Source organism: Alphaproteobacteria bacterium, assembly GCA_041396705.1.
Classification (GTDB): Bacteria; Pseudomonadota; Alphaproteobacteria; order CALKHQ01; family CALKHQ01; genus CALKHQ01.
On the sequence record JAWKYB010000003.1, the window covers coordinates 451,728 to 477,991 of the forward strand.

24 protein-coding genes, 2 tRNA genes and 1 pseudogene are annotated in these 26,264 nt (G+C 72.3%); 9 read left to right on the forward strand and 18 right to left on the reverse strand.

Annotation, left to right across the window (positions count from 1 at the left end; all coding sequences use genetic code 11):
• Positions 1–24 precede the first annotated feature (24 nt).
• Complete coding sequence (locus R3F55_05570; protein ID MEZ5666893.1) at positions 25–996, reverse strand: RluA family pseudouridine synthase; 972 nt, start codon at positions 994–996, stop codon at positions 25–27.
• A 156-nt stretch (positions 997–1,152) separates the two neighbouring features.
• Here R3F55_05570 and R3F55_05575 point away from each other — a divergent pair, with 156 nt between their 5' ends.
• Both R3F55_05575 and R3F55_05580 read left to right on the forward strand, forming a co-directional pair.
• Positions 1,153–1,512, forward strand: a complete 360-nt coding sequence (locus R3F55_05575) for a DUF6476 family protein (protein ID MEZ5666894.1) — start codon at positions 1,153–1,155, stop codon at positions 1,510–1,512.
• The gene (locus R3F55_05580; GenBank protein MEZ5666895.1) at positions 1,509–2,549 is read left to right on the forward strand and encodes a beta-eliminating lyase-related protein; all 1,041 of its coding nucleotides are present in this window, start codon (positions 1,509–1,511) and stop codon (positions 2,547–2,549) included. Before R3F55_05575 ends, R3F55_05580 begins: the two co-directional genes overlap by 4 nt.
• Positions 2,550–2,589: 40 nt before the next feature.
• On the opposite strand, the gene R3F55_05585 is transcribed toward R3F55_05580, so the two are convergent.
• Positions 2,590–2,958, reverse strand: a complete 369-nt coding sequence (locus R3F55_05585; protein MEZ5666896.1) for a hypothetical protein — start codon at positions 2,956–2,958, stop codon at positions 2,590–2,592.
• Positions 2,959–3,175: 217 nt separating this feature from the next.
• Here R3F55_05585 and R3F55_05590 point away from each other — a divergent pair.
• Positions 3,176–3,251, forward strand: a tRNA-Glu gene (locus R3F55_05590).
• 92 nt (positions 3,252–3,343) lie between these two features.
• Here the strand turns inward: R3F55_05590 and R3F55_05595 are convergent.
• Positions 3,344–4,369, reverse strand: a complete 1,026-nt coding sequence (locus R3F55_05595) for a hypothetical protein (protein MEZ5666897.1) — start codon at positions 4,367–4,369, stop codon at positions 3,344–3,346.
• A 296-nt stretch (positions 4,370–4,665) separates the two neighbouring features.
• On the opposite strand from R3F55_05595, the gene R3F55_05600 reads away from it, so the two are divergent.
• Entirely contained in the window at positions 4,666–5,148 is a 483-nt protein-coding gene (locus tag R3F55_05600; GenBank protein MEZ5666898.1) for a hypothetical protein, read from the forward strand.
• 6 nt (positions 5,149–5,154) lie between these two features.
• Here R3F55_05600 and R3F55_05605 read toward each other — a convergent pair whose 3' ends face one another.
• From R3F55_05605 to R3F55_05620, 4 genes are all read right to left on the reverse strand, one after another.
• Positions 5,155–6,582, reverse strand: a complete 1,428-nt coding sequence (locus R3F55_05605) for an MFS transporter (GenBank protein ID MEZ5666899.1) — start codon at positions 6,580–6,582, stop codon at positions 5,155–5,157.
• A 53-nt stretch (positions 6,583–6,635) separates the two neighbouring features.
• Entirely contained in the window at positions 6,636–7,115 is a 480-nt protein-coding gene (locus R3F55_05610) for a GFA family protein (protein ID MEZ5666900.1), read from the reverse strand.
• Between the two features lie 42 nt (positions 7,116–7,157).
• Entirely contained in the window at positions 7,158–8,078 is a 921-nt protein-coding gene (gene nudC / locus R3F55_05615; protein ID MEZ5666901.1) for an NAD(+) diphosphatase, read from the reverse strand.
• 61 nt (positions 8,079–8,139) lie between these two features.
• A complete protein-coding gene (locus R3F55_05620; GenBank protein ID MEZ5666902.1) occupies positions 8,140–10,395 on the reverse strand; it encodes a CHASE2 domain-containing protein in 2,256 nt (751 codons plus the stop codon).
• A gap of 258 nt (positions 10,396–10,653) precedes the next feature.
• Here R3F55_05620 and R3F55_05625 point away from each other — a divergent pair, with 258 nt between their 5' ends.
• A complete protein-coding gene (locus R3F55_05625) occupies positions 10,654–11,631 on the forward strand; it encodes a FecR family protein (GenBank protein MEZ5666903.1) in 978 nt (325 codons plus the stop codon).
• A 36-nt stretch (positions 11,632–11,667) separates the two neighbouring features.
• Here R3F55_05625 and R3F55_05630 read toward each other — a convergent pair whose 3' ends face one another.
• The 6 genes from R3F55_05630 to R3F55_05655 all read right to left on the reverse strand — a co-directional run bounded on the left by R3F55_05630 (position 11,668) and on the right by R3F55_05655 (position 15,053).
• A complete protein-coding gene (locus R3F55_05630; GenBank protein MEZ5666904.1) occupies positions 11,668–12,081 on the reverse strand; it encodes a hypothetical protein in 414 nt (137 codons plus the stop codon).
• Positions 12,082–12,138: 57 nt separating this feature from the next.
• Entirely contained in the window at positions 12,139–12,513 is a 375-nt protein-coding gene (locus R3F55_05635) for a DUF971 domain-containing protein (protein MEZ5666905.1), read from the reverse strand.
• The gene (locus tag R3F55_05640; protein ID MEZ5666906.1) at positions 12,510–12,725 is read right to left on the reverse strand and encodes a Trm112 family protein; all 216 of its coding nucleotides are present in this window, start codon (positions 12,723–12,725) and stop codon (positions 12,510–12,512) included. Before R3F55_05640 ends, R3F55_05635 begins: the two co-directional genes overlap by 4 nt.
• Before the next feature lie 26 nt (positions 12,726–12,751).
• A complete protein-coding gene (locus R3F55_05645) occupies positions 12,752–13,414 on the reverse strand; it encodes an LON peptidase substrate-binding domain-containing protein (GenBank protein ID MEZ5666907.1) in 663 nt (220 codons plus the stop codon).
• A gap of 28 nt (positions 13,415–13,442) precedes the next feature.
• Positions 13,443–14,375 (reverse strand): thioredoxin, encoded by a 933-nt coding sequence (trxA, locus tag R3F55_05650; protein ID MEZ5666908.1) that lies wholly within the window; start codon positions 14,373–14,375, stop codon positions 13,443–13,445.
• A gap of 105 nt (positions 14,376–14,480) precedes the next feature.
• Positions 14,481–15,053 carry a prolyl-tRNA synthetase associated domain-containing protein gene (locus R3F55_05655; GenBank protein MEZ5666909.1) on the reverse strand — a complete coding sequence of 191 codons (573 nt, stop codon included), beginning with the start codon at positions 15,051–15,053 and terminating at the stop codon, positions 14,481–14,483.
• Between the two features lie 74 nt (positions 15,054–15,127).
• On the opposite strand from R3F55_05655, the gene R3F55_05660 reads away from it, so the two are divergent.
• Positions 15,128–15,202, forward strand: a tRNA-Gly gene (locus R3F55_05660).
• Between the two features lie 50 nt (positions 15,203–15,252).
• On the opposite strand, the gene R3F55_05665 is transcribed toward R3F55_05660, so the two are convergent.
• Together R3F55_05665 and R3F55_05670 are read right to left on the reverse strand one after the other, a co-directional pair.
• Positions 15,253–16,557 carry a hybrid sensor histidine kinase/response regulator gene (locus R3F55_05665; GenBank protein ID MEZ5666910.1) on the reverse strand — a complete coding sequence of 435 codons (1,305 nt, stop codon included), beginning with the start codon at positions 16,555–16,557 and terminating at the stop codon, positions 15,253–15,255.
• 159 nt (positions 16,558–16,716) lie between these two features.
• Positions 16,717–18,162: a pre-peptidase C-terminal domain-containing protein gene (locus R3F55_05670; protein MEZ5666911.1), complete on the reverse strand. Its 1,446-nt coding sequence runs from the start codon at positions 18,160–18,162 to the stop codon at positions 16,717–16,719.
• Between the two features lie 160 nt (positions 18,163–18,322).
• Here R3F55_05670 and R3F55_05675 point away from each other — a divergent pair, with 160 nt between their 5' ends.
• Positions 18,323–20,044, forward strand: coding sequence for a glycosyltransferase family 4 protein (locus tag R3F55_05675; protein MEZ5666912.1), 1,722 nt, complete (start codon positions 18,323–18,325; stop codon positions 20,042–20,044).
• Positions 20,045–20,059: 15 nt separating this feature from the next.
• Entirely contained in the window at positions 20,060–20,689 is a 630-nt protein-coding gene (locus R3F55_05680; protein ID MEZ5666913.1) for a MarC family protein, read from the forward strand.
• A gap of 9 nt (positions 20,690–20,698) precedes the next feature.
• Here R3F55_05680 and R3F55_05685 read toward each other — a convergent pair whose 3' ends face one another.
• Positions 20,699–22,240 carry an HlyU family transcriptional regulator gene (locus tag R3F55_05685; protein MEZ5666914.1) on the reverse strand — a complete coding sequence of 514 codons (1,542 nt, stop codon included), beginning with the start codon at positions 22,238–22,240 and terminating at the stop codon, positions 20,699–20,701.
• Positions 22,241–22,370: 130 nt separating this feature from the next.
• Here R3F55_05685 and R3F55_05690 point away from each other — a divergent pair, with 130 nt between their 5' ends.
• Positions 22,371–23,096, forward strand: a complete 726-nt coding sequence (locus R3F55_05690) for a helix-turn-helix domain-containing protein (protein ID MEZ5666915.1) — start codon at positions 22,371–22,373, stop codon at positions 23,094–23,096.
• Positions 23,097–23,120: 24 nt separating this feature from the next.
• Here the strand turns inward: R3F55_05690 and R3F55_05695 are convergent.
• Both R3F55_05695 and alkB read right to left on the reverse strand, forming a co-directional pair.
• Positions 23,121–25,265, reverse strand: a pseudogene (locus tag R3F55_05695) (copper-translocating P-type ATPase).
• Between the two features lie 306 nt (positions 25,266–25,571).
• Positions 25,572–26,210, reverse strand: coding sequence for a DNA oxidative demethylase AlkB (gene alkB / locus R3F55_05700; GenBank protein ID MEZ5666916.1), 639 nt, complete (start codon positions 26,208–26,210; stop codon positions 25,572–25,574).
• Positions 26,211–26,264: the final 54 nt, after the last annotated feature.

Genomic DNA, 26,264 nt, shown 5'->3' on the forward strand with positions numbered 1-26,264 from the left:
GCGGCGGACGACGGGTAAATGCCGTCAACCGGCTTCGCCCAGTACTTCGACCAGGCGAACGAAATCGTCCGGCGCCTCGCGCACGAACGCCATGCGCGCGCCGCCGACCGGGTGGTCGAAGCCCAGCGTGCGCGCGTGCAGCGCCTGGCGCGCGAAGCCGTCGACCGCGACCCGCGCCGCCTCGTCCAGTTCCGCCCGGCGCCGGCGGTCGGCGCGGCCGTAGACCGGGTCGCCGACCAGCGGGTGGCCGATCGCGGTCAGGTGCACCCGGATCTGGTGGGTGCGCCCGGTGTCGAGCCGGCAGTCGACCAGCGCCATAGCCGGCCCGGCCGGCGTCGGCGCCAGCAGTTGCGCCACCGCGTAGTGGGTTGTCGCCGGCTTGCCGCCCCGCGCCACGACCGCCATCTTCTGGCGGTTGCGCGGGCTGCGTCCGATCGCGCCCTCCACCGTGCCGCGGCGCGGGTTCGGCACCCCCCACACCACCGCGCGATAGGCCCGCTCGATGCTGTGCGCCGCGAACTGCGCCGCCAGCCCCTGGTGGGCCGCATCCGTCTTCGCCGCCACCATCAGGCCGGAAGTGTCCTTGTCGAGCCGGTGGACGATGCCGGGCCGCCGCACGCCGCCGATTCCCGACAGGCTGTCGCCGCAATGGGCCAGCAACGCGTTGACCAGCGTGTTGTCGCGGTTGCCGGGCGCAGGGTGGACCACCATGCCGGCCGGCTTGTTGACCACGATCAACGCCGCATCCTCATATACGACGTCGAGCGCGATTTCCTGCGCCAGCGGCCGGTCGTCGGCCGGTGCCGGCGGCACGATGCGAAAGGCCTCGCCGACACGGACACGGTAGGATACGTCGCACAGCGGCGCGTGCGCAGTGACCGGCGTCACCGCGCCCGCCGCGATCAGCGCCTGGATGCGGGTGCGCGACAGTCCGCCCGCCGCCTCCGCCAGCGCGCGGTCCAGCCGCTGGCCGGCCTGCGCCTGCCCGATCGTCACCAGGATGGGCTGGCCGTCCCGGTGCGCGGCGGGCACCCCCGCGACGCTGTGCTCATTCGTGGCCGACAGTCCGAACTCCATCCTGCCGCGCATATGTGGTAACGCTGGCCCCCGATTGCCACAACAGCGGCCCCGGCCGCAACGAAGCGGAGCCGCATGAGCCAGCCGAAACGCATGTCGCCGGCCGGCCTGCGTGCGATCAAGTTCGCGGTCTATGCCATGGCCGCACTGATCGTCGCCGGCATGGTCACCATCATCGTGACCCTGTTCAACCGCGCGTCGCGGTGGGGCGAATCCGACGAGCCGGAGAGCCCGCCGGCGGTGGAGACCGTGCGCCAGCGGCTGGAACTGGCCGAGGGCGACCGGATCGCCAGCGCCAGCCTGGACGGCGACCGCCTGCTGCTGGTGATCGACCGCGCCGGCGGCCATCAGGACGTGCTGGTGATCGACGCGCGCAGCGGCATCGTCGCCCTGGATCTGACCGGCGGCGGCCTGGACCAGGGGGAACAGCCATGAACTTCTGCAGCGACAACGTCACGCCGGCGGCCCCGGAGGTGATGCAGGCGCTGATCGATGCCAACAGCGGCCCGTCGATGCCCTACGGCAACGACCCGCGCACGCAGGAGGCGGCGGACATGCTGCGCGCGGCGCTGGAGGCGCCGGCCGGCACGGCGGTGCACCTGCTCGGCACCGGCACCGCGGCCAACAGCCTGTCGCTCGGCCACATCGCGCCGGCCTATTCCGCCGTCATCTGCCATCAGAGCGCGCACGCCAACGTCAACGAATGCGGCGGGCCGGAGTTCTACAGCGGCGGCGCCAAGCTGCTCGGCCTGCCCGGGCCCGGCGGCAAGCTCGATGCCGAGGCAGTGGCGCGGGTGATCGCGCAGTTCGCCGACGGCGATCCCCACCACAGCCCGCCGCGGGCGCTGACCCTGACCAACGCCACCGAATACGGCGCGGTCTACACGCCGGACGAGGTCGCCGCGCTGGCTCGGGTCGCCCGCGCCGGCGGGCTGCGGGTGCACATGGACGGCGCCCGCTTCGCCAACGCGCTGGCGGCGCTGAACTGCGCGCCGGCCGACCTGACCTGGCGCGCCGGGGTGGACATCCTGTCGTTCGGCGCCACCAAGAACGGCTGCTTCGCCGCCGAGGCGGTGGTGATCTTCGACCCGGCCGCGGCGCGCGATTTCGAATTCCGCATCAAGCGCGCCGGCCATGTCTGGTCGAAGTCGCGCTTCGTCGCCGCCCAGCTCAAGGGCTATCTCGCCGACGGCAACTGGCTGCGCTATGCCGGCCACGCCAACGCCATGGCGGCGCGGCTGGCCGACGGCCTGCAGGGGGCCGACGGCTGCGCGCTGATCGAGCCGCAGGTGACCAACCAGCTGTTCGTGCGGATGGCGCCGGCGGTGCGTCGGCGCCTGCGCGACGCCGGCTACAGCTTCTACGACCTGCCCGGCGCCGGCGCGGACGTGATCCGCCTGGTCACCGCCCACGACACCCGGGTGGAGGACGTCGACGGCTTCGCGCGCACCGCCCGGCAGGCCGCCGCCTGAGACCGGTCGCGGCCTGAATTGCTGGCGCGGGCGGCGTCGGTCAGGGTCGCAGTGCCGATTGCGCCGCCGGCGCCGCATGGGACGCGGGCACCGCGCCGGCATTGACGCTGGTCCGCGTGACCGCCCAGCCTCCGGCGCCGGCCGGGACGAAGATGCAGGCCTCGTAGCCGGCGTCGCAGCGCAGCTCGGCGCCGTCGCGGAACCGGCAGACGGTGTGGTCGACCGCCTGGTCGGGCGCGTTGCTCCAGGACCCGCCGTTCTTCGCGCAGTAGGTCAGCGTTTCATAGGCGTCGCTGGCGGCATCGGGCGGCGGGGTGTTGGCGCCGGCCGGCTGCGTGCCGAGCGCGATGCCCAGCAGCGCGGCGCACAGCGGGACGGACGGAAGGGCGAAGCACAGGGACGTGCGCATGGGGTTTCTCCCGGAATCCGGGTCTGCGCCCGCACGGCGAAAGGCGGACGGCGACCTCTGTCGCCTTCCCCGAAGCATGTCCCTGGCCGCAACCTGCCCGCCGATTGCGGCTTTTGCACGGCACCGACGCAGCGATCCCGGCCGAACAGATCAAGCGCCGCGGTCACGCCCCTTGATCTGCCCGGCTGGGATCGCTTATATCCGGCCTACGCCATTGGTCCCCTTCGTCTAGTGGCCTAGGACATCGCCCTCTCACGGCGAAAACAGGGGTTCGAGTCCCCTAGGGGACGCCAGCTTCGGCGCTGGCGGATATATCGGGGAAATCAGCGCGTTGCGTTCGGCGGGCGGGAGCCTTCCGCTGCGGTGCGCCGCGTGCGCGTGCCGCTCAGTCGGTCGGGCGGGTCAGGTCGAGCAGGCCGACGGGGAAGCCGTTCTCGACCAGCGGGCCGATCGGCAGCGGCGTGCCCTCGGCGATCGGGCGCAGGCCTTCGGCCAGTTCCTGCACGCCGCCGGCCAGCATGTCGCGATCCGCATCGTGGGCAACCGGCCCGTCGCCGGCCAGATAGGCCTCGATCGCAGCCAGTTCCGGCTCGGACAGCGGGCGCGCGCCGGCGGGCGCGGCGGCGTGCTGCAGATAGACCCACGGGTTGGTCGCGGTCGGCAGGCCGGCCGGGTCGACGTCGACGAATCCGAGCGAGCCGGAGGCCGACAGCGGCGTGCCGCCGGCATAGGTGCCGGCGCTGGCGAACTGCCGGGCGGCGGCGATGGCGGCCGCGCCGGCGTCGTCCGCGAGCGGGACCATGGCGATCGGCACGATGTCGAACGCGGTACCGAACAGGCCGGAGACGTGCAGCCCCAGCGCCGCGGCCTGTGTCGCGCCCGGCTGGATGCCGGGCTGGCTGAAGCCCCACAGCGCCAGCCGCTCGACCGGCTCGCGCTCCACGGCCAGCGTCAGGTTGAGGGTCAGCGGCGCATAGTCGAGACGCGCATCGGCGTGGGCGTCGGCCAGCGCGAACACGCCGTCGCGGAACGGGTTGTCCGCGTCGTGCCGGTGGACCGTGGCGACCACGCTGCCGGTGACCGAGAAGGCGCCGTCGACGACCGTTTCGATCGTGCAATAGGGCGTGGATTCGCGGTCCGGCACCGGCGGCTGCCAGGCGCAGGCATCCATCTGGGCATAGACGATCACGCCCTCGCCCGAAACGCGGCCGTCGGCCGTCACCGTGACGGTGCCGTAGAGCGCCATCACCATGCCGGCGACGGCATTCTCCGGCGCGGCGACCTGCACCAGGCCGGCGAGCGGATAGACGATCTGCCGCCCCGCCTCCTCGGCGGCGGCATGCGACAGGGTCGCGGCGAGCAGCGCGGCGGCGGGCCAGAGGGGCCTGGCCGGACGGATCATCTGGTGCATCGGCGAGTCTCCCGCGATCTTCCTGACACGGCTGGGACGACCGCACGACCGCCCCGGGGGCCATTCGACCACGCAGGGGTGACCGATTGCTTGACCGCGGGCGGCGCGTGCGAGTGAAGCAGAGCACGGAAATACGTCCCTGCGATGGCCGGCGCGGGGTCATCCGATGGCATGCGCAGCCGGCCGCCGGGCGAAGCGCCAAGCGCATGGCGAATATGAACAATTTGGAGGATTGCGGCGACCCACGAGTATGAGTCAGCATCGCGGCTGGCCGTTTCACCGGGGGGCGAAGGCCGATGGGGGAAGAGTTCGACGACGCGGACCGGCGGTTCGCGATCGCGTTCAACAACGAAGTCTGGGACCTGCTGGCGAAGCCGCGCCGCAGCGCCGCGGAAGACAGCCGCATGGTGCATGCCGCCCATGCGTCGTGCATCCACTGGCTCAGCGCCGGCACGCCGGTGCACCACCAGCGCGCGCTGTGGCTGCTGTCGCGGGTCTATGCGGAGCTCGGCAACGCCGCGGAGGCCAAGCGCTATGCCGCCCAGTGCGCTGCGCTGACCGAACGGGCGCGCGACCTGCTGGCGCCGTTCGACCTGGCCTATGCCATGGAGGCGCTGGCCCGCGCCCATGCGGTCGCCGGCGAGGTCGAGCAGGCGTTGCGCAACCGCCGCGACGCGGTGGCGCTGGCCGAGGCGGTGGAGGACGAGGAGGCGCGCGCGCTGACCCTGGACGACATCCGCAGCGGCAACTGGGGCGCGCTGGAGAAGGAACACGCCTGAGGCCGGCTAGCCGCGCGTGCCCCGGCCCTCCGGGTGGCCGGGCGCGGCGGCGATGGTGTGGCCGGAGACCTCGGCGCCGGCGTCCGGCGCCAGCCGGGCGAAGATCAGGGCGGACAGGGTCGACAGCACCGCCACGACGATGAAGCCGGCGGCGAAATCCGGCGTCGCCAGCGCCGTCGCGCCGCGGGCCGCCTGGCTCACCTCCAGCACCGTCGCGGCAAGGGCGACGCCGGCGGCCAGCGCCACCTGCTGCACCACCGCGTTGAACGAGGTCGCCCGGCTCATCCGCGGCGCGTCGATGTCGGCATAGGCCAGCGCGTTCAGGCTGGTGAACTGCAGCGAGCGGAAGAAGCCGCCGGCCAGCAGCACCGCCAGGATCAGCAGCACAGGCGTGCTCGGCACGAAGGCGGCGACCGCGGCCAGCAGCACGCCGCTGAGCAGGGTGTTGACCAGCAGCACCTGGCGGAAGCCGAACCGGCGCAGGATCGGCGCCGCGGTCAGCTTCATCGCCAGCGCGCCGGCCGCCGACACGAAGGTCAGCGAGCCGGACGCGAACGGCGTCAGCCCGAAGCCGAGCTGCAGCATCAGCGGCAGCATGAACGGGATCGCGCCGATGCCGACGCGGAACAGCGTGCCGCCGACCACCGATATCCGGAAGGTCGTCACCTGCAGCAGGGCGAGGTCGATCAGCGGGTGCGGCGAGCGGCGGGCGTGCAGGACATACAGCGCCACCAGCGCCAGCCCGAACGCGACCAGGCCCTCGGCGCCCGGCTCCGGCAGCACGTCGCGGCCGACCAGGGTGAAGCCGAAGATCAGGGCCGACAGCCCGAGCCCGGACAGCAGGAAGCCGAGCCAGTCCATCGGCCGGGCCTCGTAGCCCTGGATCGGCGGGATCAGCAGGGTGGCCAGCACGATGCCGGCCAGCCCGATCGGCACGTTCAGCCAGAAGATCCAGCGCCAGTGATAGTAGGTGGTGATGAACCCGCCCAGCGGCGGGCCCAGCATCGGCGCGACCAGCGCCGGCACGGTCAGCCAGGCCATGGCGGCGACCAGCGCCCGCTTCTCGACGACGCGCAGCACGATCAGCCGCCCGATCGGCACCATCATCGCCCCGCCGACGCCCTGGCCGAAGCGCGCGGCGACCAGGCCGAACAGGCTGTCGGCCATGGCGCAGCCGATCGACGCCACGGTGAACACCGCGATGGCGGCGCGGAACACGCCGCGGGCGCCGAAACGGTCGGCGCACCAGCCGCTGACCGGGATGAAGATCGCCAGCGACACCAGATAGGCGGTGAAGGCGAGCTTGAGGATGATCGGGTCGACGCCCAGGTCCGCCGCGATCGCCGGCAGCGACGTCGCGATCACGGTCGAATCCAGGTTCTCCATGAACAGCGCCGTGGCGATGACGAGCGTGGTGACGCGGACGCTGGCCATCGCGGGTCAGGGCGCCGCCGGCGCCGCGGGCGGGCGGTGCGCCGCCACGCCGCTCAGTCCGCCGTGTCGCGGTCGGGGTGCTGGAAGCTCTTCAGGCCGGCCATCCGCTCCGGCGGCACGTCGCCCTCGGTGGTCGATTCCGGCAGGCCGTGCAGGGCGGCGAAATAGGGCACGCGGCTCTCCACCCCGTACTGGCGTGCGGGCACCACCGCCGACGGGTCGTCCAGGCTGCCCAGCGCGATGTCGATGGCGTCGCGGTCGATATAGCGGAAGGTCAGCGGCGTGCCGCATTCCGGGCAGAAGCCGCGCTCGACCAGGGCCGAGCTGGCGAACCGCTTCGGCTCGGTCCGGGTCCAGGCGATGTCGGCCAACGCCACCTCCGCCAGCGGCGCGAAGAACGAGCCGAACGCCTTCTGGCACATGCGGCAGTGGCAGATGTGCGGACCGGACGGCACCGCATAGAGCGCGTAGCGGACGGCGCCGCACTGGCAGCCGCCGGTCAGCACCGGTGCGCGGGCTTCGCTGTCGTTCATCGGTCAAGCTCCCGTCGGTTCGGTCCCGGCGCGGCGGCGGGTTCAGCCCAGCGCCATCCAGTCCTCGACCAGCCGGCGGGCGATGGAGTCCAGCCGCGGCAGGCGGAAGGTCTCGTCCTCCGGCGAGGCCTGCAGCGCGGCCCGGTCGTACCAGCGCGCGTCCTCCAGCTCGTGCGGGTCGACCCGGATCTCTGTGGTCGCCGCCCGCGCCCAGAAGCCGAGCATGATCGACGACGGGAACGGCCAGGGCTGGGAGGAATGATAGTGCACCTCGGTGACGCGCACGCCGATCTCCTCATAGACCTCGCGGGCGACCGCGTCCTCCAGGCTCTCGCCCGGCTCGACGAATCCGGCCAGCACCGAATGCATGCCGGGCGGCCACACCTTCTGGCGGCCCAGCACGATGCGGTCGCCGTCGTGCACCAGCATGATCACCGCCGGGTCGGTCCGCGGGAAGTGCTGGATGCCGCAGGCGGCGCCGGTGCACTGGCGCACATGCCCGGCCTGGCCGCTGCGCGTCGGCGCGCCGCAGGCGCCGCAGAAGCGGTGGCGCTGGTGCCAGTAGGCCATGGCGCGGGCATAGGCTAGGATCGCGCCGTCCTCGGCGCCGAGCAGCGGCCCGACGGCGCGCAGGTCGCGATAGGCGGCCTCGTGGTGGCCGGGCTCGTCCGGCGCATGCTGTGACAGGTCGACGGCGAAATAGGCGGCGCGGCTGAACTCGCCGAGGAACACCGGCTCGGCCCCGGCGTCGAGCCACATCCGCACCTCGGTCAGCGACCAGTGCACCGGCATCGGCATCGGCTGCTCGCGGATCAGGTTGCGGTCGCGCCACACCGGCACGAACCGCGCGGCGGGGTCGGCCAGCCGCTCGGTCAGCCAGGCCTCGTCGCTGCGGCGGTCGTGGCGGCGGTCGAGCGGGTTGCCGGCATAGGCGTTCGGGCGCGAGGGAATCGGGCGGACCATGGGCGGATCATAGGCGCTCGCCGCCGCCGGCGCCATCGCGGGCGCGGTGGCCGCGGTGCCGTCAGGCCGCGCTGCGTGCGCCCGCGGCGGCGGGCCTGGCCAGGGGCAGTTCCAGGGTGACCGTGGTGCCGCGGCCCGGCTCGGATTCGAGCGCCAGCTTGCCGCCGTGGTGGTCCATGCAGGTGCGCACCACGTTCAGCCCGATGCCCATGCCGCCGTGCTTGCGCGACAGCGCGCCCTCGACCTGGCCGAACGGGCGCAGGATGCGCGCGATCTCGTCGCGGCTGAGCCCGGGCCCGTGGTCGACGACGAGAATCTGCACCATGTCCGCCGTCCGCGCCGCGGCGACCGCGACCTGGCCGCCTTCGGGCGTGAACTGCACGGCGTTGCGGATGACATGCATCAGGGCGGTGACCACCGCTTCGCGGTCGACGGCGACGACCGTGTCGTCGTCGCCGCGGCTGACCCCCAGCGCGACGCGGCGCGCGGCGGCCAGGGTGGAAACCTTGCGGCAGGCCTCGTCGATCAGCCCGGGCACCGGGGCATCCTCCCAGCCTTCGCCGAAGGCGCGGCCGCCGCTCTCGGCATAGGACAGGATGTCGCTGACGATCTGCAGCAGGCTCTCTGCGGCGGTGGAGATGTTGCCCAGATAGTCGCGCTGCTGGTCGGTGACCGCGCCGCCGACGCCTTCGCCCAGCAGCGAGGTGAAGCCGATGATGTGGTTCAGCGGCGTGCGCAACTCGTGGCTCGCGGTGGCCAGGAAGTCCGACTTCGAGCGCTCGGCCTCGACCTGCGCCTCCAGCGCCAGCCGGCGCATCGCCTCCAGCCGGCGCTGCTCGCTGACGTCGCGGAACACGAAGATGTAGTACTGGGTCTCCAGCAGCGGATCGGCCGCGCCGTCCTCGGCGCCGATGCCGGCCAGCGCCAGCTCCAGTTCCAGCGCCGAGCCGTCGGCGTGCACGCCGACCACGTCGACCGGGTATTGCAGGCCGGGCACGGTGCCGCCGTCGTGCATCATGGCGCGCAGCAGCGGCGCGATCCGGTCGTAGGGATCGATCAGTGCGGTGGCGGACATGCCGACCAGCGAGTCCGCGCTGCGGCCGAAGATCGTCTCGCAGGCCGGGTTTGCGATCAGCACGGCGCCGCGCCGGTCGGTGATCGCCACCGCGTCGATGGTGGTGTCGACCACGCTGCGCAGCAGCGCCTGGCGCCGCTCGGCCTCGCGGTTTTGCTGGGCGATGCGCTGCGACTGCGCGCGCAGCACGCGGGCGATCTGGATGCCGTGCGCGACGGCCAGGCACAGGGCAACCGGCGCCAGATCCAGCTTCAGCGCGGCCATTGCATAGGCCGCCTCGCCGATCGCGAACAGTCCGGCCAGCTGCAGCGCCGCCGGGATCAGCGTCGCCTGCAGGCTCTGGCTGCGGCCGATGGCCGGTGCGGCCGCCGCGGCCAGGCACAGCAGGAACACGAACCACGCGTCTTCCAGCGGATGGATCGCGCGCTGCTGGCGCAGGCTTTCATAGGCGGTGGCGATAACCAGCGGGCCGGGCAGGTTGCCCCAGCGCGGCACCGCCAGCACGTCGCCCAGCTCGACCGCGGTGGCGCCGACCAGCACCGCGCGGCCCGCGATCAGGCTGCGGTCGAAATTGCCGATCAGGACGTCGGCATAGGACAGGCGCGGCAGCGTGCGCGGATCGATACCGAAATCGATCAGGAAGGATTCGGCCGGGGCATCCGCCGGCGCCGTCCGGCCCAGCAGGGCGGCGGCCATGCCCGGCACCGCGACGCCGTCGATGCGGTCGGTGGCGTTCATCCGCCGGGCGATGCCGTCATAGTCCGGCCGCACGTTGATCGATGCCAGCGGCACGTCGCGGAACAGGCTCTGCAGCGGCCGGTCGGTGATGTAGTCGAGGGTGCCGTCGCCGCGGCGGACCTGCTGGCGGAAGACCGGCAGCAGCAGCCGCTCGCCGGCCGCCCGCGCGGAATCGGCCAGCCGGCGATCCTGTGCGGTGTCCGACGCGCTGGAGAAGCTGACGTCGAAGCCGACGCGGGCGGCGCCGGCGTCGATCAGCCGGTCGAGCACCATGGCGTGGTGCCCGCGCGGCCAGGGCCACTGGCCCAGGCGGTGCAGGCTGTCGGCGTCGATCTCGACGACGACCAGGCCGCCGGACGCGGCCAGGTCCAGGGTGCGCATGCGCAGGTCCTGGATGGCGTTGTCGACCAGTCGGAAGCCGCCGAGCAGATAGCCTGCGGTGGCGACGGCGGCGATGGCGCCGGCCACCAGCGGGCAGCACAGCAGGCGGCTCAGGCGCGGCATCGCCCGGCTCCCGGTGCGGCTGTGCGGTCGGTGCGCGGTCGGGTCTGCATCGGTGCAGCTTGCCACGGCCGGGTTTCGGCTTCGTTGCGCCGGCGAGAAATTGGCTAAAATTCGAAACGAAAGCGCTAGGTCGCGAGGCGGCGTTAACAAATCTGTATCGAAAGTTCATCACCGTGAACTCAGGACAAGTTCGGGGGTTTTACCATGACGGTACGTAGTAATAACGGATATCGCGGCGCGCTGTTCTGCGGCGCTGCCATGTTGGCTCTGGTCCCGGTTGCCGCTCAGGCCGCGCCGGACCGGGTCGAGCAGGATGACTATTGGCGCGTCGTCGAGGTCACCGGCGAGGCGACGATGCTGCAGGGCGCCAACCCCTGGAATGCGCCGGCACCGCTGCAGGTCGGCGATGTCGTCGGGCCCTACCAGTCGATCGCCACGCAGGGCGGCGCCAGCGCCATCCTCAGCCGCGGCCAGGACGTGATCGTGGTCTACGAGAACACCACGATCGAGCTGCCGCCGCCGGCGCCCGACCAGGCCGAGACCCAGATCGTCCAGGCCGAGGGCGAGGCGTTCTATTCCGTCGAACCGCGCCCGGACCCGCACTTCGCGGTCGAGACGCCGTACCTGATCGCGGGCGTCAAGGGCACCGAGTTCGCGCTGACCGGCGGCGGCACCAGGCTGGAGGTGGCGCGCGGTCTGGTCGACGCCGAGGATCTCGGCACCGGCCAGCATGCCGACGTGCCCGCCGGTACCGGCGTCGGCGCCGGGGCGGCCGGCGCGCAGATGCGGGTCGCCGCGCTCGACACCGCGGCGATGGAGCGGTGGAATGCGGTCAGCCAGGATGTGGCCGAGGCTAGCGAATCCTGGGCCGAGACCGTGGCCGATGCGGCCGCGGACGAGGCCCACGATGCGACCGAGGCATCGGGCAACGGCAATTCCGGCGGCAACGGCAACGGCAATTCCGGCGGCAACGGCAACGGCAATTCCGGTGGCAACGGCAACGGCATTCCGGTGGCAACGGCAACGGCAATTCCGGCGGCAACGGCAACGGCAATTCCGGCGGCAACGGCAACGGCAATTCCGGCGGCAACGGCAACGGCAACGGCGGAACGGCAACGGCAATTCCGGCGGCAACGGCAACGGCAATTCCGGCGGCAACGGCAACGGCAACGGCAACGGAAACGGAAACGGCAACAACTGATCGCCGCAGCCGCATCGCCGGTTCTCCGGTCCTGAAAGCGAAACGCCGCCCAACCGGGCGGCGTTTTCGCGTCAGCTGTTGCCGGCCTCGCGCGGTCGCCAGCGCTCGGTTTCCGCGTCGCGGCAATAGCGCTCGGTTACGCCGGTCGCGGCAAGGTCCGTCTGGGTGGTCAGGTCGCGGCAATAGGATCCGTCGGCGTCGCGCGCGGTGGTGCCGACCGTGACCCGGGCGGGCATGCCCGTCTCAGGGTCCGTCCAGTCCAGGGTCTCGCCGTCCGGCAGATACTCCAATGCGCGCTGGACCGAGACCGCCAGCGTATCCTGCGAGCTCGGCGCGCTGGAGAACAACCCATCCCAAAGGGCGCAGCCGGAAATCATGCAGACGGCGGCCATCGTCGGCACGATGGGCGTCAACCGGGCCCGCACCAGTGGCTCAACCAGAATGGAATACATGGGGTCCCCCTCGCCGTTGCGTGAGGACGGCATATCGGAGATTGGTTAACGACAAATTGAGGCACGGCGCCGCGGCGCCGTCCGGCTTAACTACGGTTCGCGCGACAGGCCGCGCGCGGCGAGGGCGGCGAGATAGGCGTCCCACACCGCCTGCTGGCGCCGGCCCAGCTCGTGGAGGTAGCGCCAGGAGTACAGCCCGGTGTCGTGGCCGTCGTCGAACAGGATGCGGACCGCGTAGTTGCCCACCGGCTCCAGCGCGCGAATGGCGACGTCGCGCTTGCCGGCGACGATCGTCTTGCGGTCGCCGCCGTGGCCCTGCACCTCCGCCGACGGGCTCTCGACCCGCAGCAGTTCCGCCGGAAGCCGCGCCTGGCTGCCGTCGTCGAAGGCGACCGTCAGCCAGCGCCGGGTCGGGTCGAGGGCGATTTCCTGCGGCCAGGGCGCGTCCTCGCCGCTCTCGCTCACCGGCGGCCCTCGTCGGCGTCGGTCAGCGGCCGCGCCTCGTCGGGCAGCATGATCGGGATGCCGTCGCGGATCGGATAGGCCAGCCCGGCCGCCTTGCTGACCAGCTCGTTGCGGGCGCGGTCGTAGACCAGCGGCTGCTTGGTCAGCGGGCAGACCAGGATCTCCAGCAGCTTGGGATCGAGGCCGGAGGGAGCGGAGCTGGCGTCGGACATGGGCGTGGGCCTGTTGCTGCGGTGGGTCAGTGCGCCGGCTTATCGCCCTCGTCGGGCGCGTGCAAGGCCATGTCGATCAGCGCGTTCATGGTCTGGGCGCGGTCGTCGATGGTCTGCGCCTCGACCAGCGCCTGCTTCTCGTTCACCGGAAACGGGCAGACCACGGCCAGCGTGTTGACCAGCAGCGGCAGCGCGGTGCGGTCGATGGTGTCCCAGTCCGCCTTCAGCCCGTGCAGGTCGAAATAGCGCCGCAGCCGCGCCAGCAGCGAATCGCGCTCGACCGAGCATGGCCCCGGCGGCTCCAGGTCGGCGAGGAAGGGCGTCCAGTCGGCCACGACCCGGCGATAGCCGCGCACGGTGGCCAGCTCCTCGGCGATCCGGAACCGGGCGACGCCGAACAGGGTGATCAGCAGGCGGCCGTCGTCGGTCTCCTGGAAGCTGACGATGCGTCCGGCGGTGCCGACGTCATACAGCGCCGGCGCGCCGTCCGCGCCGGTCTCCGCCTTCGGCTGCACCATGCCGATCAGCCGGTCGGTGCGCAGCGCGTCCAGCGTCATGGCCAGATAGCGCGGCTCGAACACGTTCAGCGGCAGGTGCGTGTCGGGCAGCACCAGCGCGCCGGGCAGCGGAAACACCGGCAGGGTGGCCGGCAGGGCTTCGGCGGTGGGATGGAATCGGTTGCGGCTCATGGCTCCAGCCGGGCATGAGCCAGCCGGCTCACGCGAACATCATGGACGATAGGCGCCGCCGGCCGCTGATCGTGGCCGGATGGGTATGACCTAGAGCTTCGAAGAACTTCAGCAACTGCACCCGCGCGGCGTCGTCGTTCCAGGCACGGTCGCGGCGGTAGAGCTCGAGCAGATGGTCGATCGCCGGCTCGGTCTGGCCGAGGGCGAACAGCGCGTTGGCCAGGGCCAGCCGTTCTTCATGCGCATTGGCGTTGGCGTCGACGGCGGCCTGCAGGCGCGGCATCTCGGCCACCGCGTCGGCGTTCTGCTCGGCCAGTTCCAGCGCGGTGCGCGCCGACTGCAGCTCCTTCGCCTCGCGCATCTCGACCGGGAAGGCGTCGAACTGCTGGCGCGCGCCGGCGACGTCGCCCAGTCCGAGCACGGCGCGGATCAGGCCGTCGGCCGCCGGCAGCCGGCTGTTGTCCGCGTTCAGCACCTGGCTGTATATCGCCGCGGCGGTGCGGGCGTCGCCGCCGTCCAGCGCGGTCTTGGCCTGCTCCATCGCGCGCTCGATCGCCTCCGCCTGGGCCGCGGCGGCGCCGCCGCCCATCTGCACCAGCTTGTCGATGAACTGCTTGATCTGGCTCGCCGGCAGCGCGCCGACGAAGCCGTCGACCGGCCGGCCGTCCTTGAACGCGAACACCGCCGGAATCGACTGGATGCGCATCTGCTGCGCGATCTGCGGGTGCTCGTCGATGTTCAGCTTGACCATCCGCACCGCGCCGCGCGCGGCCTTCACCGCCGCTTCCAGCTGCGGGCCCAGCGTCTTGCACGGCCCGCACCACGGCGCCCAGAAGTCGACCACCACCGGCGTGTCCATCGACGCGTCGATGACGTCGGTCATGAACTGCTCGGTGGTCGTGTCCTTGATCAGGTTCGCATCGCCCCGTCCGCCGGGGCCACCCGCGATCAGCGGTTCCATCTGTCGTTCTTTCCCGAAAATCTGGTGCGGCTGCGCCCGTGTGCCGGGGCTGCCTCAGAAATGGAAGCCTCGGCCGGGATTGACAAGCGAATTCGCGCCGCCGGCTCAGTCCGGTGCCGGCAGCGGCACCGGCCGCGGCGGATCGGCCGCCAGGTCGACCGCCAGCGGCTCGAAGCCGCAGGCGCGCACGAAGCGCACCAGGTCGCCGGGCGCGATCGCGGTGGTCGCGTCGTTCGACAGCGGGTGATAGTTCAGCGGGTCGTGGTCCAGCATCCCGCGGTCCAGCGCCACCACCAGCCCGCTGTGCGGGTCGGCGTTGATCAGCCCGAACGGGGTGACCGAGCCGGGCGCCACGCCCAGGGTCGCCATCAGCCGCTCCGCGCTGGCGAACGACAGGTTGCCGGCGCCCAGCGCGCCGCGCAGCGCCTTCAGGTCCACCGGCCGGTCCTCCAGCGCCACCACCAGGAACTGCCGCCCCTTCTTGTCGCGCAGGAACAGCGACTTGCAGTGGCCGCCGGGCAGGCTGCCGCGCATAGCCTGGCTCTCGGCGACGGTGAACACCGGCGGGTGGTCGACCGTGCGGGTGGCGATGCCGAGCGCCTCCAGCCGGTCCCACAGCCGTTGCCGGGCGGCGGCCAGCCGCGGGTCCGGGCCGGAATCCGGCGCTGCTTCGGTCATCGTCGCCTGCCTTTCCCTGGCGCATCATATGGCTTGCAATGGCGTGTTGCGGGCGGTATACACCGCGACCTGTCGCGGGAGTAGCTCAGAGGTAGAGCATCACGTTGCCAACGTGAGGGTCGCGGGTTCAAATCCCGTCTCCCGCTCCAGTCTTCCTCGGAAAATTGTCGAAGATCGGGGAACGCCGGGGCGCCCTGCCTCAGGCGGCGGAACCGCGCGTGGCGCGCCGCGACTTCGGCGTGCCGGCCACCGGCCAGTCGGTCGACACCACCGTGCCGACGCCGGGCTCGCTGGCCATGCTGACCGTCCCGCCGTGGGTCTCCACCAGCGACTTGACGATGGCCAGCCCGAGGCCGGTGCCGTTGGTGTTGCGCACGAACGGCACGTCGGCCTGCACGAAGGGCGTGAACAGGCGCGGGATCTGGTCGGGGTCGACGCCGACGCCGGTGTCGGACACGCTGACCGCGACCCGCTGGCCCTGGCGATGCGCCCGCACCGTGACCAGCCCGTGCGGGCCGGTGAACTTCAGCGCGTTCGACAGCAGGTTGATCGCCACCTGCTTGAATGCTCGCCGGTCGGCCAGCACGGTCGGCAGGCCGTCCTCGATCTCCGCCTTCAGGGTGATCGGGATGCTGCTGGCCTGGGCGAAGAAGGTCTCCAGCAACGCGCGCAGCTCGCCCTCGATGTCGATGGCGTCGAAGTGGAAGCGCAGCCGGCCGCTCTCGATCCGCGACAGGTCGAGCAGGTCGTTGATCAGGTCCAGCAGCAGGTGGCCGCTGGTCAGGATGTTATCGGCATATTCGCGGTATTTCGGGTTGCCCAGCGGCCCGATGAACTGGCCCGATAGCATTTCGGCATAGCCGTTGATGGCGTTCAGCGGCGTGCGCAGCTCATGGCTCATCCGCGCCAGGAAGTCCGACTTGGCGGCATTGGCCTGGCGGGCCTCGTCGCGGGCCAGCCGCAGCAGCTGCTGGCTGCGCACCAGCTCGCTCTCCACGTCGTGCCGCACATAGGCATAGATGATCGCCCGCTCGATCTGCGCCGCGGTCATCTCGTTCTTGTCGATGAAGTCGGCCACGCCGGCCTGCAGCGCGTCGATGGCGGCGGTGTCGTCGCCGCCGGCGGTCAGCAGCAGCATCGGGATGGCGCAGTTGCGGCCGCCGAGCTCGCGGATCAGCTCCACGCCGGGGCTGCCGTCCAGCACGTTGTCGACCAGCGCCACGTCGAACAGGTCCGACGGCAGCCGGCTGATCGCGGCGTCCAGCGAGGAGATGTGGGTCAGCTCGAACCGGGCGCGCCGCGCGTCGCGCAGCATGCGCTTCAGGTTGAGGAAATCGATCTCGTCATCGTCGACGACGGCGACGCGGAAGCTGGGCAGGCCGTCGCGCCGCGGCAGCCGCGACATCGGGTCGTCGAGCCCGACGACACCGGGCCGGTTGCGCCCGACATTGGCGACAAGGGGCCGGCTGTTCAGTGCAGCCGGCTCTGGCGAGCCTGACGCCATGCTTCCCCACAGGTCCTGCCATCAGTGCAAACATTGTGAAGGTGTAATGCTTAACGGCGTGTTAACACCCGCCGGATGCGCGGTGCGGTGCCGGCCGCAAGAAAAAGCGGCGGCACCGCAGGGTGCCGCCGCCTGTTCAGGGCCGGATGCCGGGCCCGGTCAGGGCGCCGGCACCTCCTTCACCGTCAGGGTGAAGTCGCTGTTGCCGTCGAACGCATAGACATGCAGGTAGTAGGTGCCCGGCTCGACGCTGAGCCCGACCATCTCCTCCGCATTGCCGCTGTTGTTCGACACCGAGACGATCGCGCCGTCGGAGCCGAGCAGCTCCAGGTCGAGATCGCCGACCAGGCCGGTCAGCCTGGCCTCGATCGTCGTCGCCGCAGTCACCGTGAACGAGAAATAGTCGTCCAGGTCGCCGGAGCCGACCCAGTCGGTGGCGGTGAGGCCGTCCGGCGCCGCGGTGGCGTCGAGCGTGCCGAGGTCGGCGGCGTTGTCGACCGAGTTGCCGGCGTTGTCGGGCGGCGGCGGCGCGCTCGGCACGCCGGAGACGTCCAGCGTGTAGTCGGACTGGCCGGCATAGATGTAGACGTGGATGAAGTGCGTGCCGGGGCCGACCACGGCCACCGTCTGCTCCTCGGTGTTGCCGCCGTTGTCGGAGATGGCGACCTGGTTGCCGTCGGCATCGACGATCTCGAGGTCGAGATCGCTGCCCAGGCCCGACAGATAGGCGGTCACCTCGGTGAAGTCGGCGACGGTGAAGCTGTACCAGTCGTCGCGATCGGTGAGGTCGAGGCGCTCATACAGGGTCTGGCCGGTCTCGGTCGGCGACTCGATCGGGCTGGCCTCTTCCATCGTGTTGCCGACGGTGTCCGGCGGCGGCGGCGTGGTCGGCTCGGTGTAGAGATAGAGCGTGTAGTCGGTATCGCCCTCATAGGAGGTGACGCGCACGTAGTAGCGTCCGGCCGGCACGGTCTGCTGGACGTATTCGGAGCCGGGGCCGGCGACCTCCGACGAGCCGATGATGGTCTCGTACTCGTCGACCAGCATCAGGTCGGCGTCGCCGGTGAGGCCCTCGAGGGCCAGATCGACATAGGTCCAGTCGGTGACGTCGATGGCGTAGTAGTCGTCCAGGTCGGTTGAGCTGACGTGGTCGCTGAAGCTGACGTCGGTGGAATCGGCGTTGCCGATCTCATAGGCGTCGTAGATCGAGTTGCCGGCGCCGTCGGGCTGCGGCTGCTCGGTGGCGGTGCCGCCGCCGGTCTGGCCGCCGTCGGTGCTGGGGGCAGCCGGGGCGCCGACCATCGCCGGGGCCAGCACGCCGCTCCACATGTAGCCGGAGGTGCCGTCGTCGAAGGCGATCCGCACCCACTCCGTGCCGATCACCTCGCCGGTCACATAGATGCGGTCGCCCATGTACACTTCGGCCACGGCCGCGGAGCCGGTCGACGGTGCCTCGCGCACCGTCGCCTCCAGCCAGGTGACGTAGTAGACCGCGTCGATCTCCCGCACGTCGGACGAACCGAGGCTGTCCTGGGCGAAAGCCGTCGCGGCGGTGCCGAGCACGGTCGCCAGGCAGGTCGATGCAAGCAAAGCTCGAATGGTCATGAAAGGCTCGCTTCTTTGACAATAGAGGGGCCGGTGACGCATGGCCGGCGGGCCAGCGGAGCACGGCCGCTAGTGTTAGCGGGAGGTTCGGTGTTATCCAAGGCGCAAATTGCGGCGTTATTGCGTTGCAGCCGGATCAACACTGCGGCGAATGGTGAATATGAGCAACGGCGCCCGCACCGACGCGGCGGTTTTCTACGTCGCCGACGGCTACGACACCAACACCCGCCAGCTGATGGGCCGACGCGCCGCGGGCGAGGCCTTTTTGAAGGCGCTGGCGCAGGATCCGGCCGGCGGCCCGCTGGTCTGCTGCACGCCGGCGGCGGGCGGTTTCGACGGCTTCCGCAAGCATGTACGGGCGCTCGGCGCCCCCGCCGACCGCCCGCTGCGCCACGTCGTGCTTGGCGACCATGCCGGCCTGGCCGCGGCCGGCTGCGTGTTCTATCCGGGGCCCGACATCGCCAAGCTGGCGTGGGCGCGGGCGGCCGGCGACCCGCGCGGCCACAGCCTGACCGGGGTGACCCACACCACCGCCTCGCACGGCGCGATGGACCACATTGCCGGCCTGCTCGGCGGTCCGCTCGAGGCCTGGGACGCGCTGATCTGCACCAGCCGCAGCGTGCGGACCACCGTGGAGCAGGTGCTGGGCGTCGCCTTCGAGCAGGCGGCGGCGCGGGGCGAGCGGCCGCGGCCGCCACAGGCGCAGCTGCCGGTGATCCCGCTCGGCATCGACTGCGCCGGCCTTGCCCCGGGGCCGGCGGCGGGCGCGAGCCGCGCCGGCTTCCGCGCGCGCTACGGCATCGGCGCTGACGACCTGGTCGTGCTGTCGCTGGCCCGGACCAGCTATCACGGCAAGGCCCATCCGCTGCCGATGTACCTGGCGCTGCAGGCGGTGGCCGCGATGCCGGGCCGCGGGCCGCTGCACCTGCTGCAGACCGGCTGGTTCGCCAACGATGCCATCGAGCAGCATTTCCGCGCCGCCGCCGCGGCGCTGTGCCCCGACGTCGCGGTTCATTTCGTACCCGGAACGGACCCGGACGTGCGCAGCGGCATCTGGCACGCGGCCGACATCTTCAGCCTGATGTCCGACAACATCCAGGAGACGTTCGGCCTGGCGCCGCTGGAGGCGATGGCAGCCGGCCTGCCGGTGGTCGCCAGCGACTGGAACGGTTTCCGCGAGACGGTGCGCCACGGCGTCGACGGCTTCCTCGCCCGCACCGCGATGCCGGCGGCGGGCGCCGGCGCCGACCTGGCACTGCGCCACGACATCGGCGTCGACAGCTACGACCGCTATATCGGCGGCGCCAGCCAGGCGACCGCGGTCAGCATCGCCGATGCGATCGCGGGCTTTGCCGCGCTGGCCGACGGTGCGGACCTGCGCCGTTCGATGGGCGCCGCCGGCATGGCCCGGGCGCGGGCCGAGTTCGACTGGCCGGTGGTGCTGGGCCAGTATCGCGCCCTGTGGTCGGAACTGGCCGCCCGCCGCGCCGGCGCGATGCCGGACTCCGATCCGCCGGTGCCGGTGCCGCCGCTGCGGCCGCCGCATCCGGTCAACCCGGCGCGCGACGATCCCTTCCGCAGCTTCGCCTGCTATCCCAGCGTCGCGCTGGACCGCGACACGCCGCTGCGGCTCGCCGCCGGCGCCGGCGAGCCGCTGCTGCGCGAACGCGCGGCGCTGGCGATGAACAGCTTCGCCGCCGCCGTGCTGCCGGCCGGGGCCCAGTTCGCCGCGATGCTGCACGCGCTCGGCCGCGGCGACGCCACTGCGGGCGCGGTGCTGGACCGGGCCGAGGTGGCCTTCGCGCCCGGCCTGCGCGGCCTCGGCTGGCTCGCCAAGATGGGCCTGGTCGAGATCGGCGACGGCCGCGGCGGCTGGTTCTAGGCCGGGGGCGGGACCGTGTACGAAGCCGCGCTGGTCGCCTTCACCACCTTCTTCGCCACCATCGGGCCGCAGGACGTGGCGGCGGTGTTCGCCGTGCTGACCCGCGAGCACACCGCCGCCGAACGGCGGGCGATGGCGTTGAAGAGCACGCTGATCGCGGCCGGCATCCTGGTGTTCTTCGCCGTCGCCGGCAAGCTGGTGCTGGTCGACCTCGGCATCGGGCTGCCGGCGCTGCGCACCGCCGGCGGCATCCTGCTGCTGCTGATCGCCATCGACATGGTGTTCGCGCGCACCTCCGGCGGCACCTCGACCACCAGCGAGGAGAATGCCGAGGCGGCGAAACGGCGCGACCTGTCGGTGTTCCCGCTGGCCTCGCCGCTGATGGCCGGGCCCGGCGCCATCGGCGCGGCGATGCTGCTGGCCTCCGAGGCGCAGGGCGACGCGGTGCGGCTGGCGCTGGTGATCGGCGCGATGCTGGCGGTACTGCTGCTGGCCTATCTGCTGATGCTGGTCGCCACCCAGGTGCAGCGGCTGCTCGGCGTCACCGGCCTGCACGTGGTCACCCGCATCGTCGGCATCCTGCTCGCCGCGCTGGCGGTGCAGTTCATCTTCGACGGCGTGCGCGAGAGCGGCCTGGTCGGCTGAGCGGCGCGGTCAGCAGCGGCCGGTCTGGGCGCCGTCGGCGAACAGGGCGGGGCCGCGCTCGTCGATGATCTGCTTGCCCTTGCGCACGGCATAGCTCTCCGCCTCGTCGCGCGAGGCGAAGGTGTCGGCGCGCTGGAACACGCGCTCCAGCGTGCCGGCCTCGGTCTGCTTCTCGATCACGCCGGCCAGCCGCCACTGGCCGCCGGCGGACTCGGGCGCGGCGCGGATGACGAGGCCCTCATATTCGATTGCCTCGCCTTTCTTCGTGCCGCCGCCGGCGGCGGGTTCGCCGCCCTCGCCGCCGCCGAAGATGCGTTTCAGGAACGATGCCATGGCCCGCAGTCTAGCATGCACGGCGGGGGCGGCAACGTCGCAGTGGCCGGCCGGCCGCCGCGCCGGGCAGGTCGCGCTGCGGGCCGGCGCGACAGCGCCGGCGACCGGGTCGAGGCCGAGCGCGATGCGGCCGGCGAACAGCTGCTGGCGCTTCGCCGGCAGCGGATGGAACTGGGCGCCGTGCACGTCGCGCAGCAGCCGCTCCAGGCCGAGGGGCCGCATGAAGCCCTGGCCGCCGGCAACCTCCAGCGCCTTTTCCGCCGCGGCGACGGCGTGCTCGGCGACCACGGTCTTGCGGGTCAGCATGGCGGCGGCGAGCGCTGCCGACGGAACGAAATCCAGGTCGTTGGCCAGCTGCACCATGTCGGCGTGCATCACCTGCGCCGTGGTCAGCAGGGTCTCCATCTCGCCGACCAGCAGCGGCGCGACCGGATCGTCCGGGCGCAGGCCGGCGCGGTCGCGGGCGATGGCGGCGGCCGCCTCGGCGGTGCCGAGATAGGCCGCCATGATCAGCGGCAGCGCCGCGGTCAGCACCACGGCCAGCGCCGGGTGGAACGCGCCGCGCGGCCGGCGCAGCACGACCGCCGCCTCCGGCACGAACACCGCGTCGAGCCGCACGGTCTGCGAGCCGGTGCCGCGCATGCCGAGCGCATCCCAGTCGCCCTGCGGCGTCACCCCCGCGGCCGACAGCGGCAGCGGGAAGTGCAGCACCTGGGCGCCGTCGGCCGGGTCGTCATAGGCGGCCGAGGTGACCATCAGGTCGCCCTTCGGCGAGCCGCTGGCGAACGGCTTCACCGCGGTGACCCGATAGCCGCCGTCGACGCGCTCCGCGGTGCCGTTCGAATCCAGCCAGTCGTTGGCGCCGGTGCTGACCAGGATCGCCTCCGCCGCCGCGACCTTCTCCAGCAGCGCGCGGCCGGGCCGGCCGGCGCGGTCGTTGGCCAGGGCGGTCGCGACCAGATGCTGGTGCATGGACAGCGCCAGCGCGGTCGAGGGGCAATTCCGCGCCAGCCCGCGCAGGAACCCGCACATCGCGCCGTGCGTCGCGCCGCCGCCGCCATAGGCCGCGGGAACCAGGGCCGAGAACACCTTGTGCGCCCTCAGCGCGTCATAGGCCTCGGCGACGAAGGCGGCCGCGGCGTCGCCGGCTGCGGCCTGCGCGGCGCAACGCGGGCCGATGTCGCGGAGGATGGCGTCGAGATCGATGCTGGCGCTCATGGCGGGTCTCCTGGCTTGCGGCGCGGGGTCGAGCATCGCGGTTGTGCTGTCCGGCTTCAACTTCAGCAAGTGAAGTTGCCGAGCACCTGTCAGCTCCCTAGCCTTCGGTCCGGCAACGGAGAAAGGGGCCATGGGCAAGGGCAACGGCTATGGGCAGTTCTGCCCGATCGCGATCGCGGCGGAGGTGGTGGCGGAGCGCTGGACGCCGCTGGTGCTGCGCGCGTTCTTCTGCGGCGCGACCCGGTTCAACGACATCCAGGCCAGCGTGCCGCGGATGTCGCCGGCGCTGCTGTCGCGCCGGCTGAAGGCGCTGGAATATGCCAACATCGTCGCGCGCCGGCCGGCGCCACGGGGCCGCGGCAGCGAATATGCGCTGACCGACGCCGGCCGCGCGCTGTTCCCGGTGCTCGACGCGATGGGCGAATGGGCGCAGCACTGGCTGCGCCGCGAGATCACCCGCGACGAGAATCTCGATCCCGACGTACTGATGTGGGAGCTGCGGCGCACCGTGCTGAACGGCGCCCACCGGGTCGGCGCGCGCCGCGTGGCCGAGTTCCGGCTGAGCGGCGTGCCGGTGGCCAAGCGCTTCTACTGGCTGGTGTTCGAGCCCGACGACGTCGAGATCTGCGTGAAGAACCCCGGCTATCCGGTCGACCTGTGGGTGGCCGCCAGCCTGCGCACGCTGGTGCGGATCTGGGTCGGCCACCTGTCGGTCGCGCAGGCCTGCGACCAGGACCTGCTGGCGCTGCACGGCACCAGCGACGAGGTCGCCGCCTTCTCGCGCTGGTATGCGCTCAGCCACTTCGCGCCGGCCGGGCGGCAGGCGCCGGCCGACGCGGCCGCGGCAGCGGGCTGACCGGCGCCGGCGGCCGGCCGCTGTTCAGCGCCGTTTCGTGCCGCGCAGCCGGAGCGCGTTGGAGATCACCGAGACCGACGACAGGCTCATCGCCGCGGCGGCATAGATCGGCGACAGCAGCGTGCCGAACAGCGGGAACAGGATGCCGGCGGCGATCGGCACGCCGGCGGCGTTGTAGACGAAGGCGAAGAACAGGTTCTGGCGGATGTTGCGCATGGTGGCGCGGGCCAGGGCATGGGCGCGGACGATGCCGTTGAGATCGCCCCTGACCAGGGTGACGCCGGCGCTTTCCACCGCCACGTCGGCGCCGGCCCCCATGGCGATGCCGACATCGGCCGCAGCCAGTGCCGGCGCGTCGTTGACGCCGTCGCCGGCCATCGCCACCACCGCGCCCTCGGCCTTCAGCGCCGCGACCAGCCGGGCCTTGTCCTGCGGCTGCACCTCGGCGCGGACCTCGTCGATGCCCAGCCGTGCGGCGACCGCTTGGGCGGTCGCCATGCCGTCGCCGGTGGCCATCACGATGCGCAGCCCGGCCCGGTGCAGGGCGCCGATCGCCGCCGCCGTGGTCGGCTTGACCGGGTCGGCGACCGCGACCAGCCCGGCCAGCGCGCCGTCGACCCCGGCCAGCATCACCGTCTTGGCCTCCGCCCGCAGCGTTTCGGCCCGGTCGGCCAGCGGCGCCGCGTCGATGCCGGCCGCCGCCATCATCGCCGGATTGCCCAGCACCACCGCGCGGCCGTCGACCGTCCCGCGCACGCCGCGGCCGGTCTCGGCCGCGAAGTCCGACGCCTTGGCCGGCGCGACGCCGCGCGCCACCGCGCCCGATACGATCGCCTCGGCCAGCGGGTGCTCGCTGGCCCGCTCCAGCGCGGCGACCAGCCGCAGCAGCGCGGCCTCGTCGCCGTCCGTGGCGACGACGTCGGTCAGCGCCGGTTTGCCCTCGGTCAGCGTGCCGGTCTTGTCGACCACCAGCGTGTCGACCTTGGCCAGCCGCTCCAGCGCCTCGGCGTCGCGGATCAGCAGCCCTTCCTGCGCGCCGCGGCCGGTGGCGACCATGATCGACATCGGTGTGGCCAGGCCCAGCGCGCAGGGGCAGGCGATGATCAGCACCGACACCGCCGCGACCAGCGCATAGGTCAGCGCCGGGCTGGGGCCGAAGGCCAGCCAGGCGACGAAGGCGGCGACGGCGACCGCCACCACCGTCGGCACGAACCAGCCGGCCACCCGGTCGGCCAGGGCCTGGATCGGCGCGCGGCTGCGCTGGGCCTCGGCGACCAGGGCGACGATGCGGGCCAGCATGGTGCCGGCGCCGACGCGCTCGGCCACCATCACGAAGCCGCCGCTGCGGTTCATGGTGCCGCCGATCACCGGGTCGCCGGCCGTCTTCTCCACCGGCACCGGCTCGCCGGAGATCATGCTCTCGTCGACCGTGGAGCGGCCCTCGCGCACGCGGCCGTCGACCGGTACCGCCTCGCCCGGCCGCACCCGCAGCAGGTCGCCCGCGGCCACGTCGTCGACCGGCACGTCGGCCTCGCTGCCGTCGGCGGCGATGCGCCGCGCGGTCTTCGGCGCCAGGTCCATCAGCGCGCGGATCGCGCTGCCGGTACGGGCGCGGGCGCGCAGCTCCATGATCTGGCCGGCCAGGACCAGCACGATGATCACCGACGCCGCCTCGTAATAGACCGGCACCATGCCGTGGGCGTCGTGCAGCGCGGCGGGGAACAGGCCAGGCAGGAATGTGGCGGCCGCGCTGTAGGCCCAGGCCGCACCGGTGCCGAGCGCGATCAGCGTCCACATGTTCGGGCTGCGGTTGGCGATCGACGCCCAGCCGCGGCGGAAGAACGGCGCCGCCACCCACAGCACCACCGGCGTGGCCAGGGCGAACTGCAGCAGCACGAACGGCCAGTGGCCGAGCCAGTCCAGGAAGGGCAGGCCGGCGTGGCTGCCCATCTCCAGCACGAACACCGCCAACGCCAGCGGCGCGCCGATCCACATCCGCCGGGTGAAGTCGACCAGCTCCGGATTCGGCCCCTCGTCGGCCGGCGGCACGCCCATCGGCTCCAGCGCCATGCCGCATTTCGGGCAGTCCCCCGGGCCGTCGCGCACGATCTCGGGGTGCATAGGGCAGGTGTATTGCGTGCCCGCCGGCACTGGCCCGGCCGGCCGCTTCGGCGCGTGATGGCCGTGGGCGTGGCAGCAATGGCCGCCCGCCGCGGTCTGCGCCGGTTCCGGCTCCGGCACTGGGTCAGGCCCGGCGGCGGCCTTGTGGCCGCAACAGCCGTGCGCCGCGGCCGGTGCCGACGCCATATGATCATGGTCATATGCCGTCGCCGGGTGGCGGTGGCTGTCGCCCGCCGCGTGGCAGCTCTCGCCGGTCTTGTGCCGATGGCTTCCGTCCACGGCGACATCTCCGCTGGTCTGGTTCCAGCCTGACATGGACCTTCCAGTGACTGGAGGGTCAAGCCGCCGATGGGCTCAGGGCAGTGCGCGGCGGAAGGTCAGATTGACGCGGCAGTCGCCGGTCAGCGGGTGGCGGCCGGGCTTCAGCCGGCGCACGCCGTGATAGCCGCGCCGGGCCGGCCCGCCGAACACCACCACGTCGCCGTGCTGCAGCGGGATCGTCAGCGGGGTGCCGCCGCGGGTGGCCCCGTACCAGGCGAACACCGCCGGCAGGCCGATCGAGACCGAGACGATGGGGAAGGCGAAGTCGGCCTCGTCCTTGTCCTGGTGCGCGCCCAGCGTCGTGCCCGGCGCATAGCGGTTGACCAGGCAGGCGTCGGGCGCGAACGGGTCGAAGCCGGCCGCCCGCGCCGCCCGGTCGGCCAGGTCGGCGAACGCCGCCGGCATCGCCGGCCATGCCCGGCCGGTCAGCGGGTCGGTCGCCGTGTAGCGATAACCGCGCCGGTCCGACACCCAGCCGGCGCTGCCGCAATTGGTCATCGCCACCGACATGGTGCCGCCGCCGGGCGTGGTCAGGTGGCGGAACGGCGCCGCCGCCGCGATGCGCCCGACCTCGCCGTGCAGCGCGTCGGCATCGGCGAAGCCGGCCAGCAGCACCAGCCCGTCGACCAGGACGGTGCACGGCGGGCGCAGGGTGGCGAGCAGGTCGGTCATGGCCGAATCCTAATGCCTCTCGACGCTGCCCGCACGTCTCATACTTTCGACGCT